Origin of the sequence: Aquirufa echingensis (assembly GCF_042714525.1) — a bacterium.
Lineage (GTDB): Bacteria > Bacteroidota > Bacteroidia > Cytophagales > Spirosomataceae > Aquirufa > Aquirufa echingensis.
The window spans coordinates 285,234-302,331 of record NZ_JBBKYA010000002.1; the positions used below are offsets into that span (position 1 = coordinate 285,234).

Genomic DNA, 17,098 nt, shown 5'->3' on the forward strand with positions numbered 1-17,098 from the left:
GGATAAACGGTGAGTAATTTGTGAGGAATGGCTTAAATGCATCAGTTCTCATGAAAATATTAACCAAAGAAGTTGCTTTACCGCTTGCTTTCTACAACCGAGACACCTGGTTGAAGGTAGCCTTCTTTGCCGTCTGTGTATTTATGGCGGGGTTTTCCTTGTATTTCACGGATGGTTTGGTGAACAAACTAGAGGAGCGCGAGAAGCAACAGATCGAATTATATGCGGAAACCATTCGCTATGTAATGACGAGTGATGAGAATGCCGACATCAATTTTTTCTTTGAGCGAATCAAAAAGATCAATGAAAACAACACGATTCCGGTAATTTGGAAAGATGGTAGCGGACACTTAAACTCAATAAATATCGCCATGCCAGACGCGATTGACATTGAGCAAAAGCAGGTTTTATTGCAAGCCAAACTCAAGGAAATTATAGCAGAAAACAACAAACCCATTGAAATGGACATGGGTTTTCAAAAGGAATACATCTATTATGGGAATTCCAAGCTTCTAAAACTTTTACGCTACTACCCGCTATCTCAATTACTAGTCGTTTTGATTGTGGGCTTCTTGGGCTATATTTTCTTCTCATATTCAAGACGTGCAGAACAGAATCGCGTCTGGGTAGGTTTGGCCAAAGAAACAGCCCATCAATTGGGTACGCCCCTTTCCTCCTTGACCGCGTGGGTTGAAATCCTACGGAATGAACCAAACATCAATCCGGAAATAGTCGTCGAACTTGGAAAAGATATCCAACGCCTCGAGACGATTACGACTCGTTTCTCGAATATTGGATCGACCCCAATCTTGAAGGAAGAGGATTTAGAGGAGTTGATTTCCAGCTTCATCAATTACCTGAAAATTCGAATTTCGACGAAAGTATACATTGAAATTAAATCGTCATTGGTACCGGGTCAATTAGCGAATGTCAATAAATATTTGTTTGAATGGGTCATTGAAAACATCTGTAAAAATGCAGTAGATGCGATGAGCGGAACGGGCGATATGTTGATTTACCTGCACGAAGGGAAAAACAACATGATTCATATCGACATTTCTGACACCGGGAAAGGAATTATCCCGGCGAATATGTCCAAAATATTCAACCCAGGTTACAGTACCAAAAAACGTGGATGGGGCCTTGGCCTGACACTTGCGAAACGTATCGTGGAAAATTACCATCAAGGCAAACTAACTTTAAAATCAACCGAAATCAATAAAGGAAGTACATTCCGGATTTCACTCCCTAAACCACCGAATAAGGACGCATGAACACGACCAACTTGGTCTTCGGATCCGCATTAATCATCATTGGAATTGGCTATCTGTTGAAAAGCCTCAAATTCATTGAACCCCAAGATGCGAAATCCATTTCCAAATTCTTAATGCACACAACCTTTCCGGCATTGGTCTTTACAACCATGTTGAAGGTCAAACTGTCCGCTGCTTTAGGTTGGCTCCCCTTAATCGCCATGTTATTTGGCTTTCTTTCTTCCTATATAGGATTTCTATTTTTCAAGAAAGAAGCACCCACGCATCGTGGAATTTTAACGATGGGATCAGCCGGTTGGAACCTCGGATTATTCGCCTACCCACTTATTGAAGGCATTTGGGGATGGGAAGGATTGACTTATGCGATCATGTTTGATTTGGGGAATTCTGTTATCAACTTCATGGTGAATTACGGCATGGGCACCTATTTGGCAGGGAATCATGGCACAAAAAACCCTTACAAGCATGTATTAAAAAAGATATTTACGCTCCCGCCGTTTCAAGCGATGCTGATCGGATTAGCTTTCAATATTTTCAAAATACCTGTTCTACCGCTTGCGTCAGATATCATTGACACCATTGCTAAAGGCAACAAACCCATGGTCTTGTTGCTCATGGGTATCTACTTCAGTGTTCGATTGCCTAAAACAGCCTATACCAAAGTTTTCCAGGTCTTAGGTTTACGATATGTTTTAGGACTCAGCATCGGTTTATTACTTTACTATACCGTCCCATTCGAATTTCAATACCGCAACATGTTGCTCATCTGCTTGATCCTTCCCGCAGGCATGACACTCATCACCTATTCAGATGAACTAAATTTCGACACGGGAATCGCGGCAGCCATCGTCAATTTCTCAATGCTAATTAGCTTTGTCATCATGTGGACCCTAGTGGGTATTTTCAGCATGGCGCCCCATTAAACCAAATAAAATTGGTATTTTTGTGTAAACAATTTGCCGAACATCAACGTTAGGACTAGGCAAATCAATCAATGCTATGGTCGTTCCCTACAAAAATCAAAACAAAGGTAAAAAAGAACAAGTCGCTGACATGTTCAATTCCATTTCACATAAATACGACTTCCTAAACCATTTATTAAGTGGGGGGATCGATATTATTTGGAGACGAAAAGCGATCAAATTACTTAAGAACAAAGGCATCAAGAAAGTATTGGATATCGCCACGGGTACCGGCGACTTCGCAATCGAGGCATTAAAAATCAACCCTGAAAAAATAGTAGGAGTCGATATCTCAGAAGGCATGTTGGCCTTTGGAAAAGAGAAAATCAAGAAAATGGGATTGGAAGATAAAATCACCTTGCAATTAGGCGATTCAGAAAAACTTCCATTTTCCGACAATAGTTTCGATGCGATCACCGTTAGTTTTGGTGTACGTAATTATGAAACCTTGGAAAAAGGACTAAAAGACATGTTTCGGGTGTTAAAACCGGGAGGCTATTGCCTCATCTTAGAATTTTCGAATCCGAGACATTTCCCAATGAAGCAACTTTATAATTTCTATTCGAAATATTGTCTACCGCTATTGGGCAAGCTTATTTCCAAAGATCCTGCGGCATATACTTACCTGCCTGAGTCAGTTCAAGCGTTTCCAGACGGCCCTGATTTCATTAAGATTTATGAATCTTGTGGATTTTCAAAAACGCAATGGATTCCCATGACTGGAGGAATTTGTTCCATTTATTTAGGCCAAAAAGCAAAATAATCGTGCGCATCATTCGAAATATAGGAGCATGTTGCTTGTTATTGCTAACCTTCCAATCTTGGGGACAGCATACCAAATACACGCGTATATTTCACGAATATTACGATGAGAAACCGATTCACTTTGGTTTCTTGTTTGGCTTTGCGTCTTCGAATTATTTCATGCAGGCAGACCAAAACATCTTAGGTACAATCGATTCCGTTCGATCCCCACGTAATTTTGGATTTCAAATTGGGGGACTTGTGAATTATGCATTCGACAAACATTGGGAGCTAAAATCGGGCATTAATATCGCACTTTATGAGCGTGAAATCCAATTCAAAAGTGAAGCCAACAACCCGTTGTGGAGAGAATCGACTTGGCTAGAAGTACCCGTATTATTGAAATTGCGGTCGCTAAGAAGGAAAAATCACCGCATGTATGTTATGGGTGGACTCAAGTTAGGTATCGAAGCCAATGTCAAGAAAAAAAGTACGGCTTTAAGCGCGAATACCGTAGACCTATCGCTCGAATATGGATTTGGCCTTGAACAATATTTTCAGTTTTTCAAATTCACCCCTGAGATTCGGTTTTCGCATGGGCTAATGAATCTGTATGTTCCTCCATCCGTAAACGGCCCATACGGTAGATTAAATGATATTCGTTCACATACCGTGACGCTTGTCATCAACTTCGAATAAATTAAGGCAAATTCTTTCTCGCTTTGCTAGGGTCAATACTTGTCTCTAAAGAACTAACTGCAGACACCCCGAACCAACCCGCACCTTGTAAACTCGAGTTGCTATTCGTATTCTTGATGTTGCTTGGAATATTCGCGGCAGGTCGTGAAAATAAACCTGCATTGTTTAATTCCAATCGGGCTTGCGAGTAGAAACTAAATTGGTCCAGTGATATCGAAAATAACTCTACTTTCACTTTATCATTAGCTACATATAGTTCAGGATTAATCGCCGCCCGAATCGGTAGATTGAACATCAATCCATCCGTTCCTGATACTTTCTGCAAGGCAGAATCATAAAACACCACAATGTTGGATGCCGCATTAAACAATTTGCCATTCTTATAAAATTTCAATCGGTAGCAACTGCCCTCTCCTTTAAGATCGTTGGCAAACCAACGCGCCTCAAAACCTTCTTTGGGTTTTCCATCCCCTGACTGACGGGGGTTGGCCGTTGCGGTTTTGTAAGCGATCGAGTCGATCGGTGGAACGGGATTCATGGTTGCGGAAGCAATGAAGGTGTCATTTCCAGATTTCACCGATAATTGATAGGTTCTACCTACTTGGCCGAATTGCGGCGAGGAAGCAGATGGCGCCCAAACATAGACACCTGGATTTTCTGCACTTTCCACAAAGCGAAATGTATTGGAAGCATCATCTTTAACCACAACCTCTGCTCCTTTTATCCCAGGCGCATTACTATTGTCAAAATAATCTTGAGATTGTGTCAAGATGATTTTCTGAGGACCTGGCAAATTTGTCAAGGTAGATTCCACCACCAAATAATGATTGGACTTAGGACTATCCAAGGTAACAACTTCTTCACATGAAAATAAAAAAATCGAAAATATTAGGATGAAATAGCGCATCTTAAAAAGTAAAATTATAAGTGACAGCAGGTACAAAAGATCCAATAATTGACAATTGAACCGCTTCCGTTTTTAATGTATTCGTATCATTTGCTTGCGTGTAGATTGAGAATGGATTCTTCCGATTGTACACATTGTAAACCGAGAATACCCATTCAGAAGACCCTTTACCAAACAAAGCTTTCTTATTTTTCTTCGTTGCCGAAATATCAAGACGATTGTAATCCGGAACACGGATGTTTCCACGAGTTCCTACAGCTGTCTGAGGATAAGCGATTCCCTCATAGATATATTTCTGTGATGGAATCGAATAAGGAACACCAGTGATGTAGGCGAAATTGGCACCCAATGACCATTTGGCCGACAAAGCATATTGGCCTACAACATTCAACGTATGTGTCCGGTCATAACGATTCAAATACCAATCATTGTTGTTCAAACCCTCGATTAATCGTTCAGTTCTGGCAAGTGTATAGCTCAACCAGCCCGTTAATTTTCCTACATTCTTTTTTACAAAAAACTCAACACCGTATGCACGACCTTTTCCGAAAAGCAAATCCTTTTCAAACAATGGGTTCAAAAATAAATTCGCCCGATCTGCATAATCAATTTGATTTTGCATTTCCTTGTAATATACTTCGACCGAAGTCTCATAATCGTTGCCGCTTTCACCCAAGTTTTTAAACAAGCCCAAAGCGACTTGATCTGCAATCTGAGGTTTGATGATGTTGGTAGATGAAGTCCAAACATCTAAAGGTGTAGAAGCAGCCGTATTCGACATCAAATGAACATATTGCGCCAAACGATTGTAAGATGCTTTTAGGGATGTGTTTTCCCCTACTTTTAAGTTGGCCGCAAACCGCGGTTCCCAATTCCCATAATTCGCCACCGATTTCTTAGGTGAAACTTGAACCAATTTCAACGTATAACCTGTTGGGTTTTCAATCGACACAGGCACAGGAACGCGTTCGTAATATTCCCCATTATCACTCTTGTAATCATAATTCGAATACCTTACTCCGTATTGAATGGAAATACGCGGACTAATTTTCCATTCATCACCGATGTAGGCTGAAAGTTCAACGCCGCTCTTGTCTACCTGACCAAACTCTCGTTTGTCACCATTGGAAGAAGCTGATGCTTTACCTGGAGAGAATTGATAACTCAATACTTGCGCACCAAAAGTCAATGTATTATCCGGACTAACATAATAGGTAAAATCTGGCTTAAAACTTAAGTTCTTAATGTTTGATGTCCACCGAAATGCATCCGATGGTCTTTTGTTTTTCAAATCAGAATCCAACAAATAATCGTAATTACTATAGAAAGTCGTGGCGTTCATGAATAACTTATTAGAAAACACGTGATTCCACCGAGCTGAAATCGTGCTATTTCCCCAATTAAACCCAAACCCATTCCCGAAGACATCACGACCAAAATATCCCGACAAGAAAACAGTATTCTTCGTATTGATATTATAATTCACTTTGGCAGTCAAATCATAAAAATTAAATGCGGCATCGGCATTGTTCCCCGTCAAAAATGGCTGAGCTAAAACATCAATATATGACCGACGAGCCGCAACAATAAAAGAAGCCTTATCCTTGATTAATGGAGCTTCTATGGAAAGCCTAGAAAATATTACTCCGATACCTCCATTAACTTCCAGTTTTTTGGCATTCCCCTCCTTCATCTTCACATCCAAAATCGATGAAACACGCCCACCATACTGCGATGGAATACCACCTTTAAATAACTTAACGTCCTTGACCGCATCCGGATTAAAGACCGAAAAGAAGCCAAATAAATGCGAAGAATTGTAAACCGGTGCATCGTCAAGCAAAACTAAGTTTTGATCAACTCCACCACCACGCACATTGAAACCCGATGCTCCTTCTCCCACCGTAGATACGCCTGGCAACAACTGAATCGCTCGAACTAAATCAACCTCACCTAATAAGGCTGGAATTTTTCGTATTGTTTTAATATCAATTTTATTCACCGACATTTCAATACCGCGCACATTTTCATCAACCGCCTTAGCCAAGACTTTCACCTCCGCTAATTCATTCGACTCAGGCTGCATTTCAATGTTTAAGGTCTGACTTTTACCCGAAAATGTCACCTTGCGCTCCTGTTTCGCAAATCCTGATGAGGAAAATACTAAAGTAAATTCACCCGGCTGCACAGACAAACTATAAAAGCCATACGTGTTTGTCACATTTCCTACCTTCAGTTCTTTGATGTAAATACTTGCACCGATCAAACCTTCCCCATTCGAAGCATCCTTCACATAACCACTCAATGTAGCTTTCTGAGCTATTAAACTCAAGGGCAAGAAACTCAAAAAACACAAAACTATTTTTCTAATAATCATATCGCTCAATTCAAAACACAAATATAACTGCCACTAGGCCTAAAAGTTTTACCGACTATCACATTATCACAATTAATTGAATTTAACAAAATCAATGGTAACATATTACCGAAAAAAAAATAAAACAAATACTTTTATTACATTTGCCCTACACGAATCAAAAAAATGGATTTAACAATTTTTGGTCAGATCATTCGCGAAAAAAGAAATGCCCTGCGCTTAAAACAGGAAGACCTTAGTATGCAAAGCGGGGTAGCCGTAAAAACCATTCATTCCATTGAATTAGGAAAAGGCAATCCTGCCATAAAAACTATATTACGCTTATTTGAAACACTAGAACTCGACTTCATTGTCGTATCAGCCAAATCCCTCTAAACGGAACCATTATGGAACAAGCCATCAGTTTTGAACGTATCCCAACGCGTATTTTTGACGATTCAGAAAAAGCCTCAAAAGCCGTTGCACACGAGATCGCAGCACTTATTAGACAAAAAAACAAAGAGGGAAAGCCTACAATTTTAGGCTTAGCGACTGGATCATCCCCTAAAAAAGTGTACCAAGAGCTCATCCGCATGCACAAGGAAGAAGGCCTGAGCTTCAAAAATGTCATCACCTTCAATTTGGACGAATATCATCCGATGGAACCGGATTCAATACAAAGTTATGTTCGATTTATGCGCGAACAACTCTTTGATCACATTGATATACCGGTAACAAATTACCATATTCCGGATGGAACATTAACAATTGAAAAAATCCCAGAATTCTGTCGGGACTACGAAGCCAAAATTGAAAAACTAGGTGGTTTCGACTTTTACTTGCTTGGAATCGGCCGCAATGGACACATTGGTTTCAACGAACCTGGTTCGGTCATCAACTCCAAAACACGTTTGATGACACTTGACATCACAACGAAGATTGATGCAGCTATTGATTTTGGCGGATTAGAAAAAGTACCTAAGCGTGCAATCACACTGGGAATTGATAAAATCATGCAAGCCAAACGCATCGTTTTATTAGCCTGGGGAGAGCACAAAGCACAAAGTGTCGCCAAAGCCGTAGAAGGTCCTATCACATCTGACATCCCTGCCACTTATTTACAGCAACATCCGAACACACTTTTCATTCTCGATGAAACGGCTGCATCCCTATTGACGCGCATCAAAACTCCTTGGTTGGTCGATTCAGTTACTTGGGACCGCAACATGATTAAAAAGGCGGTAACCCACCTTTCCCTTCATTTAGGGAAACCCGTATTAAAGTTGACGAGTAAAGATTACAACGAACATGGTATGTCGGACTTGCTTTCTTTGTACGGACAAGCCTACGACATCAACATTGAAGTATTCAACTACTTACAACATACAATTACAGGCTGGCCAGGCGGAAAACCGAATGCGGATGACACACACAGGCCTGAACGCGCTTTCCCTGCCAAGAAAAAAGTCATCATTTTTAGCCCCCATCCGGATGATGACATCATCTCCATGGGAGGAACTTTCCAGCGTTTGCATGACCAAGGGCACGACGTGCATGTAGTCTATCAAACATCTGGAAACATCGCCGTTGCTGATGATGAAGCTTTACGATTCGCGGAATTTGTCGTCGACTTCAATGAAAAATTCGAAAGCTCGAACGCCAAGGCCAACAAAATCTACAAGGAGGCTGTTAAGTTCTTAAAAAACAAGAAAGATTCTGAATTAGATATTCCAGCCGTTCGCGAAATTAAAGGCCTTATCCGACAAGGCGAAGCAAAAAATACCTGTCGGTTCGTGGGCATCAAAAAGGAGAATGCACACTTCTTGCACATGCCTTTCTATGAAACAGGAACTATTCGCAAGAAACCCATCGGAGAAGAAGATATCCAATTAATTATGGATATCATCGAAGAAATCCAACCGCATCAAATCTATGCAGCAGGCGATTTAGCGGATCCACATGGTACACATAAAGTTTGCCTAGATGCCATTTTTGAGGCAATCCAACGCTTAAAACATCGTGAATACATGAAAAATTGCTGGGTTTGGTTGTACAAAGGCGCATGGGCTGAGTGGGATATCGACCAAATCGAAATGGCAGTTCCCATGTCTCCCGACCAAGTGTTTAAAAAACGTATGGGTATTTTCAAACACCAATCACAAAAAGACGGTGTCGTTTTCCAAGGGGAAGATTCACGTGAATTCTGGCAACGTGCAGAAGAAAGAAACCGAGGCACTGCTCAAATTTACAATGCACTCGGTTTAGCTGAATATGAGGCCATGGAAGCCTTTGTTCGTTGGAAATTCTAAGCCAAAGCCTCAAATAACACCTCGGCGGTATGCTTCGCATGGCGTTGCGTACCGTCGTGGATTTGATGTCGGCAGCTCGTACCCGAAGCCACAATCTCCACTTCGGCAGGCTGAGAACGCACCGTAGGGAACAACACTAATTCCCCAATCTGCATGGATAAATCATAGTGCTCTTTTTCATATCCAAAAGAACCCGCCATCCCACAACATCCTGAAGGAATCAATTGAACCTCAAAATTGGCCGGCAAAGACAAAGCCTTTTTAGCGGCTACCAAAGAACTCATGGATTTTTGTTGGCAATGCCCATGCAACTTCAATAATTTCTTTTCGCTTGAAAAAGCCTTGGCATCAATTCGTTTGGCATCCGCCTCCCGCGCAATAAACTCTTCTAATAACAATACATTTTTACTTAAAGCTTGCGCCTTCTCTAACCACGCATCCGACACTAAATCCGGATATTCATCGCGGAAAGTCAAAATAGCGGAAGGCTCAATCCCTACCAAAGGGGTCTCAGCAGTAGCTAAGCCCGACCATAACTCAACATTTTTCTGAGCTAAATTACGTGCCTCATCCAGCATTCCCTTAGACAAGAATGAACGCCCAGAAATCGGATGCTGCAAGGTACGCACCTCATATCCTAAGGCTTCAAGTAATAACACGGCCTTACGTCCCACTTCAGCATCATTGAAATTCGTGAATTCATCCACAAATAGATAAACAGCTTTGGCAGATTGAATCGATTTACGACCTTTCAACCATGACCATAAAGTTTGTTTAGCCATTAATGGCATCGTACGTTCCGGATGAAATCCGACCATACGGTTAGAAATCCGACGTAAGAAAGGCGTTCCCATCACCAAATTATAGAGGAAAGGTACACGTGATGCATAAGAAGATACGGAAGCAAAATGACCCACAAGCCAACTGCGTAATGGTGTACCATTTTCCTTTTGGTATTGGTACAAGAATTCCATCTTCAATTTAGCCACATCAACATTGGAAGGGCATTCTGCCTTACAACCCTTACAAGCTAAACACAAATCCATCACCTCCTTAATTTCTTTGTGATTAAAGCGATTTGCTTGCGTTGAGCGTGTTAAAAATTCCCGAAGAATATTGGCACGTGCACGTGTTGTTTCTTTTTCATTTCGTGTTGCCATAAACGACGGACACATCGTACCGCCGGAAACAGGCGTTTTCCGACAATCCCCCGAACCATTACATTGCTCGGCATGTTGCAAAACATCTTGATCTTGATAACGGAAGGCAGTCTTAAATTCAGGAGTTTGTTGGCCTGCCTCATAACGCAAAAACGTATCCATCGGAGGCGTATCGACAATCTTATTCGGATTAAAAATCCCCTTCGGATCCCACCAAGATTTCAGCTCCCGCATCAATTGGTAATTGGCCTCTCCTACCATCCAAGGAATAAATTCACCACGTAAACGGCCATCACCATGCTCGCCAGATAAAGACCCTTGGTATTTCTTCACTAAATGAGCAATCTCCTCTGCAATGTGTCGGAATTGCTTATGGCCTTCTGCTGTCTTTAAATTAATAATCGGTCGAAGATGCAATTCCCCAGAACCCGCGTGGGCATAGTGTACACAATACAAATTATTTTCGGAGAGGATCTCATTAAACTCGGCAATAAACGCAGGCAAGTCATTCACGTCGACCGCCGTATCCTCAATTACCGCAACGGCTTTTTCGTCACCTGGCAAATTTGACAAGAGACCAAGACCCGCTTTTCTCAAATCCCAAACCTTTTTCACATCTCCACCCGTCACGAATGGGAAATGATAGCCGAGGTTTTCGGCCAACATCGCTTCTTCCACGGCTTTCGCCTGAATAGCTAAATCATCGGCATTATCAGAACGAAGTTCCACAACCAGAATCGCACCTGGATCGCCATCCACGAAAAAGCGATTTTGACTCTGTTCCGCATTCGCTTTGGTACACTCTAAAATATAATGGTCCATCAACTCGGAAGCAGATGGATTAAATCGCAAGGCAATCAAATTTGCGCGTAAGGCCTCATCAATGTTATTGAAATGCGCACAAACTAATCCCAAATGGGCCGGTGGCAAAGGGTCAACATGAACTTTGATACGTGTCACAAAACACAAAGTTCCTTCTGAACCCGCTAAAAGTGCACAAAAATTGAAAGCTGGCGTATCAGCCACAAAAGCATCTGTATTTAACAACATATCCACCGCATACCCCGTATTTCTACGCTTAATACTTGGCTTCGGAAACTCGTCGTTGATATTTTTTTGATTTTTCGGATTCGAAAGGGCAGCCAATGTCTGCGCATAAATATTATGCAAACGAGAACCCGGCTGCAATGTTTGTACCGTTTGATGCGGATCTTCGGCTTTAAAATGAACGAAAGTTCCGTCCGACAAATAGCCCTCAACTTCCAAGATATGATCGCGCGTAGAGCCGTAAACGACGGAATTCGAACCACAAGAGTTATTCCCAAGCATACCGCCAATCATCGCACGATTTGCCGTTGAAGTTTCAGGACCGAAAAACAATCCATGTTTTTTCAATTCCACATTCAACACATCACGTACAACACCTGGCTCAACCCATGCATAGGATTCTGCGGAATTTACTTCTAGGATTCGATTGAAGTGTTTGGAAACGTCTACGACTAATCCACTTCCCACAACTTGACCGGCTAATGAAGTACCAGCGGTACGCGGGATCAACGGAATTTGATGTTGGTCAGCAAATTGAATCAAGGTCTCAATGTCCTGAATCGTTTCGGGAATCGCAACGCCCAAAGGCATCTCCCGATAGGCGGATGCATCTGTGGCATACAATGTTCGCATCACGTTATCCGTGTGCAAAGCACCTTGTAATTGACTTGCTAATTGATTAAGAACTTGAGCATCCATGTACGTGTAATTATCGCTGAAGATGCAATTTACACAAAGCGCGGATTAGTAGCAATTGAGCTAGAATATAAGTGGACATGACCGCAAAGGAATTCCACGGATATTCAAAATAAAACTTACCAAAAGCTAATAAGCTATCAGAAACTACGAATAAAAAAGCGCCACAACGGAGTTTGATATTAGGAATTTGAAAAGCAAAATACAGCATGGAGCCCAAAGCCAAGGCATAGACAACGACAGGTGGCACCAAGGCTGCAGGAAGATTTGGAAATAAAAAGCCTAAAAATCCGATGACATAAATCAAAACAGGAATCAAAAAATAGGACCAACGTAGTGCACCAAGCTTGACAAACTGTCGAATATAGGCAATTTGCATAACCAAGAAAGATCCTAAGCCTAATTGGAAATATAACGCAGAATCACCCGGAATTAAGAGAAAAACATCCCCTAACCAAGCAAAAAGCAAGGTAAACAGGAGGCCATTGCGTGATGCGGATTTTAAATTATACGCATAGACATAAATACCTAGCAAAATCATCAACAAGGGCTTAGTCGCATAGCGAATAGAAGATGAAATAAGCGGGGAAAGCAATTCCAACGCTCCGATTACAAAATAAGCCATCAATATCTTTTTCTGCTTCATTTTTATACTAATACCTATGAGGATTTTTACTAAAATCAAATAATAAAACGACCTTACCATTTGGCCTTTTTATTAATATCGAATCTTGATTATTTATTTCGATTTTTTGAAGATAGCTCGCATTTTCCGGCAAGTACAAATTAACTAATTGAGCATCAGCTGTATTATAAACTCGTATTAACGTATCATTTTGAGAAAATGCCACACGCTGTACTGATGGATAAATTACCGTATCACCCGGTTGATATAAATCGATAATTTTTGATGCAATCCGAGGATAAGGATTTGAAGCACGATTATTTGAAAACGTATACTTCTGAGGAGAATCGCTATACAATGCCCTAAAAATTTCGACTTGGAAATACATTTGAATAAAGATATAGAGACTCGCTAAAACGCGAATCCAAATTGTTTGATTGAACAAATGTTTTAAATATCCAACTGATACAAAAATTCCTAATGGCAATGCAAAACTAGCATATCGAATAAAAAAGCCTGTAGTTGTTCCCGCGTTTATCGCAGCAGCGATTAACACAATGATTGGTAAAAAAATTTGAATCAAGCAGAAAAGATAGAAATTGACCAATTGTTTTCCCTCAACATTCAACCATCGATAAACACCATAGCTAAAAAGTAGTAGCGCAACACCACCGAAGCGATATCCTTTTTTCAGGTAAATATCATTTGTCCAAAGAAACTGATCACTCACGATTGAGATGGTTCGCTTTGTCAAATTTCCTAGTGTACTTGGTTCGATCCAACCAGCTATAGGACCATTTTCTTGAATATATAGCAAATATTTAGCCGCTGCATCTGCTTGATAACCTAAAAAATGCTTCCCAGGCCCTATCAATATCCACAACAACATGGGTAAAGCAGCGATTATACCCCCAAAAAGCATTGTGAAAAATACTTTTTTTGTTGGGAAACGCATGCATAAATAAAGCCCTTGACCCACGAGTACAAGTGCAGTCAAATAGGTTGAAAACAAAGCGCATGTGGAGGCAAGGATCCACCCTATTACGTATTTTCTGCGATTAGCTGGTCCATTTTGTTTCATCACGAGTACCCAGAAAAAATAGTTGGATAGCGTTGAGAAAAAAATAGAAGTCGTATAATTACGCGCCTGTTGGCTATATATTACAAAAAAGGGCTCGATTACAGCCAGTACTAAGACAAGCAATTGCCAGCGCGATTGGCCGGCAAACATTTTACGATACCAATAAAAAAGCAACCAAACGGTTAGCAGATTAAAAAAAACAGAGACTCCTCTAAACACGGCGTCAGAACGGCCAAATAGATTGGCAAATACTTTAAGCATCATATCATGCACTAAACTATTTCCACTTACATCTCCGCGAGCATCTGCATCCAACCAAGAAGATATACCACGGTCTGCCCAGAAATCACTCGGGGTAAAAGTTTTACCCTCCTTGAGCACATTAGACATTCCACTGATGTTTGTATTTGCAACGCCAATCAATACACTTTGTTTTTCATCACCAAAGAGACTAAATCGGTCGATACTATGCACCCGAATAAAACAGGCTAAAATCATTAACGCGGCAAAGGCAATGAAGATGTATAGTTTGTTCTGCATTATACCAATTAGTTAAAATGAAAAATCACCTAATCCGGGAATTAGGTGATTTTCATTAGCTAGTTAAAAACATTTTTATGATCCACAAGCCTCACATGCTTCGGGATTGTCCAAAGAACATGTCATGTCAGCGCGGTTTTGAGCATCATCTGTTTGGAACGAGGCTGCCGCAGCTGCTTGTGCTGCATGTGCAGCATATTGCAGTTCTGTTTCGTGCACATCATTCGATTGCTCGATTGCCACCTCTGCTTGTTTCTCGATTGTAAACTTAATCGCGTCTGCTGCAGCTTTCGTACGTAAGTAATACATACCAGTCTTCAAACCTAACTTCCAAGCGTGGAAGTGCATCGACGTTAATTTACCAAAGTTCACATCTTGAATGTGGATATTTAAACTTTGAGATTGACAGATATAAGCGCCACGATCTGCGGCCATTTCTAAGATGGTTTTTTGCTTAATCTCCCAAACAGTCTTGTAAAGATCTTTCAAGTTTTGTGGAATCTCTGGGATGTTTTGAACCGATCCGTTGGCAGAGATCAACTTATTTTTCATTGTTTCATTCCACAAGTTCAATTTGATCAAGTCCTTCAACAAGTGCTTATTCACAACAGCGAACTCACCAGACAACACACGACGTGCGTAGATATTCGATGTATATGGCTCAAAACATTCGTTATTACCCAAGATTTGGCTTGTAGAAGCCGTCGGCATTGGAGCAACTAACAAGGAGTTACGTACACCGTGCTCCACAACTTGTTGGCGTAATTTTTCCCAATCCCAGTTTCCTGAAGATGGAGTTACATTCCACATATCAAATTGGAAAATACCTTTCGAGATTGGAGAACCTTCCCATGTTGAGTAAGGACCTTCTACCTTCGCAAGCTCCATCGAAGCTTCCATCGCAGCGAAATAAATCGTCTCAAAAATATCTTTGTTCAATTGTTGTGCTTCTGCCGATTCGAATGGCATACGCAACATAATGAACACATCCGCTAAACCTTGTACTCCTAAACCGATAGGACGGTGACGTAAGTTTGAATTACGCGCTTCAGGAACTGGGTAGTAGTTAACATCAATAATCTTGTTCAAGTTGACCGTTGCAGCCTTCGTTACTTCATACAATTTCGCGTGATCAAACTCAGACACCCCTTGCTCGTTCGTACGAACATACTTAGGCAAGGCCAAAGAAGCAAGATTACATACAGCTACCTCATCTTTCGATGTATACTCCATGATTTCAGTACACAAGTTCGAAGACTTGATTGTACCTAAATTCTTCTGATTTGATTTATTGTTCGCATGGTCTTTGTATAACATGTAAGGTGTACCTGTTTCCGTTTGCGACTCTAGTACTTTAAACCAAAGCTCTTGCGCCTTCACGGTAGCACGTGCTTTGCCTTCTAATTCGTACTTGTGATACAATGCCTCAAATTCCTCACCGTAAGCATCAGAAAGACCTGGACACTCATGTGGACAGAACAATGACCACTCTTCATTGCTTTCTACACGCTTCATGAACAAATCTGGAATCCACAAGGCATAGAATAAGTCACGCGCACGCATTTCTTCTTTTCCGTGGTTTTTCTTCAATTCCAAGAAATCGAACACATCCGCATGCCATGGCTCTAAATAAATCGCAAACGATCCTTTACGCTTTCCACCCCCTTGATCCACATAACGTGCTGTATCATTGAATACACGTAACATAGGAATAATACCATTCGATGTACCATTCGTCCCTTTGATATATGAACCTGTAGCACGCACGTTGTGAATGCTCAAACCGATACCTCCTGCCGACTGTGAAATCTTAGCCGTTTGCTTCAAGGTATCATAGATTCCTTCAATTGAATCATCTTGCATTGCTAGCAAGAAACATGACGACATTTGAGGCTTCGGAGTACCTGCGTTAAACAAGGTTGGCGTTGCGTGTGTGAACCAACGCTCCGACAATAAATTATAAGTATGAATTGCTGCTGCGATGTCAGCTCCGTGAATACCTACAGCCACACGCATCAACATGTGTTGTGGGCGCTCTGCGATCGCTCCATCCAACTTCAATAAATAAGACTTCTCTAATGTTTTGAAACCGAAGTAATCATAACCGAAATCCCGGTCATAGATAATCGCTTCATCTAATTCTACTGCATTCTTCTTAATGATGTCAAAAACCTCCTTAGAAAGCAATGCCGCATTTTGACCCGTCTTCGGATCAATGTATGTGTAAAGGCGCTTCATTGTTGCAGAAAACGACTTTAACGTGTTTTTGTGGAGGTTTGAGATGGCGATACGCGCAGCTAGTGTTGCGTAATCTGGGTGCTTTGTTGTCAAAGAAGCCGCAGTTTCCGCTGCTAAATTATCCAATTCAGTCGTCTTAACCCCATCATATAAACCCGAAATAACCTTTCTTGCCACCTCTAAAGGTTGAACAAAAAATGGATCCAAGCTGTAACACAACTTCTCTATACGAGCTGTGATTTTGTCAAATTTGACAGATTCGCGACGACCGTCTCTTTTAATTACGTACATGTGTTTCTATAAAATATAAATTAGAATAATCAATTTGTTACAAGCTAAACTAAACACAATAATAAGCCACCTAAGAATTTGCTTTTTCTTAATTTTATCAGACCCTTTTATGGCTAAAATTAGTCTGTTGGCGGTTTTGTTTTATTGCTTTTCGTAAGCTGAAAATTGA

The 17,098-nt window shown here is 41.0% G+C and carries 12 protein-coding genes; 6 read left to right on the forward strand and 6 right to left on the reverse strand.

All coding sequences use genetic code 11. The features are described 5' to 3' along the window. Nucleotides 1-50: 50 nt before the first annotated feature. The 4 genes from SKC38_RS03900 (at nt 51) to porT (ending at nt 3,679) form a co-directional block, all read left to right on the forward strand. A complete protein-coding gene (locus tag SKC38_RS03900; RefSeq protein WP_377975274.1) occupies nt 51-1,274 on the forward strand; it encodes a sensor histidine kinase in 1,224 nt (407 codons plus the stop codon). Then, nucleotides 1,271-2,197 carry an AEC family transporter gene (locus SKC38_RS03905; protein ID WP_377975275.1) on the forward strand — a complete coding sequence of 309 codons (927 nt, stop codon included), beginning with the start codon at nt 1,271-1,273 and terminating at the stop codon, nt 2,195-2,197. The genes SKC38_RS03900 and SKC38_RS03905 overlap by 4 nt, the downstream gene beginning before the upstream one ends. A gap of 76 nt (nt 2,198-2,273) precedes the next feature. Next, nucleotides 2,274-2,999, forward strand: coding sequence for a bifunctional demethylmenaquinone methyltransferase/2-methoxy-6-polyprenyl-1,4-benzoquinol methylase UbiE (ubiE, locus tag SKC38_RS03910; protein WP_377975277.1), 726 nt, complete (start codon nt 2,274-2,276; stop codon nt 2,997-2,999). Between the two features lie 2 nt (nt 3,000-3,001). Continuing rightward, entirely contained in the window at nt 3,002-3,679 is a 678-nt protein-coding gene (gene porT / locus SKC38_RS03915; protein WP_377975279.1) for a type IX secretion/gliding motility protein PorT/SprT, read from the forward strand. Nucleotide 3,680: 1 nt separating this feature from the next. Here porT and SKC38_RS03920 read toward each other — a convergent pair whose 3' ends face one another. Then, nucleotides 3,681-4,586, reverse strand: a complete 906-nt coding sequence (locus SKC38_RS03920; RefSeq protein ID WP_377975281.1) for a DUF4249 domain-containing protein — start codon at nt 4,584-4,586, stop codon at nt 3,681-3,683. 1 nt (nt 4,587) lies between these two features. After that, entirely contained in the window at nt 4,588-6,963 is a 2,376-nt protein-coding gene (locus SKC38_RS03925) for a TonB-dependent receptor (RefSeq protein WP_377975283.1), read from the reverse strand. Nucleotides 6,964-7,128: 165 nt separating this feature from the next. On the opposite strand from SKC38_RS03925, the gene SKC38_RS03930 reads away from it, so the two are divergent. After that, nucleotides 7,129-7,338, forward strand: coding sequence for a helix-turn-helix transcriptional regulator (locus SKC38_RS03930; protein WP_377975285.1), 210 nt, complete (start codon nt 7,129-7,131; stop codon nt 7,336-7,338). 11 nt (nt 7,339-7,349) lie between these two features. Continuing rightward, nucleotides 7,350-9,251 carry a glucosamine-6-phosphate deaminase gene (gene nagB / locus SKC38_RS03935; protein ID WP_377975286.1) on the forward strand — a complete coding sequence of 634 codons (1,902 nt, stop codon included), beginning with the start codon at nt 7,350-7,352 and terminating at the stop codon, nt 9,249-9,251. On the opposite strand, the gene SKC38_RS03940 is transcribed toward nagB, so the two are convergent. The 4 genes from SKC38_RS03940 to SKC38_RS03955 form a co-directional block, all read right to left on the reverse strand. Further along, nucleotides 9,248-12,157 carry an FAD-binding and (Fe-S)-binding domain-containing protein gene (locus SKC38_RS03940; RefSeq protein WP_377975288.1) on the reverse strand — a complete coding sequence of 970 codons (2,910 nt, stop codon included), beginning with the start codon at nt 12,155-12,157 and terminating at the stop codon, nt 9,248-9,250. The two genes, nagB and SKC38_RS03940, sit on opposite strands and share 4 nt — an antisense overlap. Nucleotides 12,158-12,167: 10 nt before the next feature. After that, nucleotides 12,168-12,800 (reverse strand): lysoplasmalogenase, encoded by a 633-nt coding sequence (locus SKC38_RS03945; protein WP_377975290.1) that lies wholly within the window; start codon nt 12,798-12,800, stop codon nt 12,168-12,170. 7 nt (nt 12,801-12,807) lie between these two features. Further along, complete coding sequence (locus SKC38_RS03950; RefSeq protein WP_377975292.1) at nt 12,808-14,400, reverse strand: glycosyltransferase family 39 protein; 1,593 nt, start codon at nt 14,398-14,400, stop codon at nt 12,808-12,810. Nucleotides 14,401-14,475: 75 nt separating this feature from the next. Continuing rightward, nucleotides 14,476-16,929 carry a ribonucleoside-diphosphate reductase subunit alpha gene (locus SKC38_RS03955; RefSeq protein ID WP_377975293.1) on the reverse strand — a complete coding sequence of 818 codons (2,454 nt, stop codon included), beginning with the start codon at nt 16,927-16,929 and terminating at the stop codon, nt 14,476-14,478. Nucleotides 16,930-17,098 lie beyond the last annotated feature (169 nt).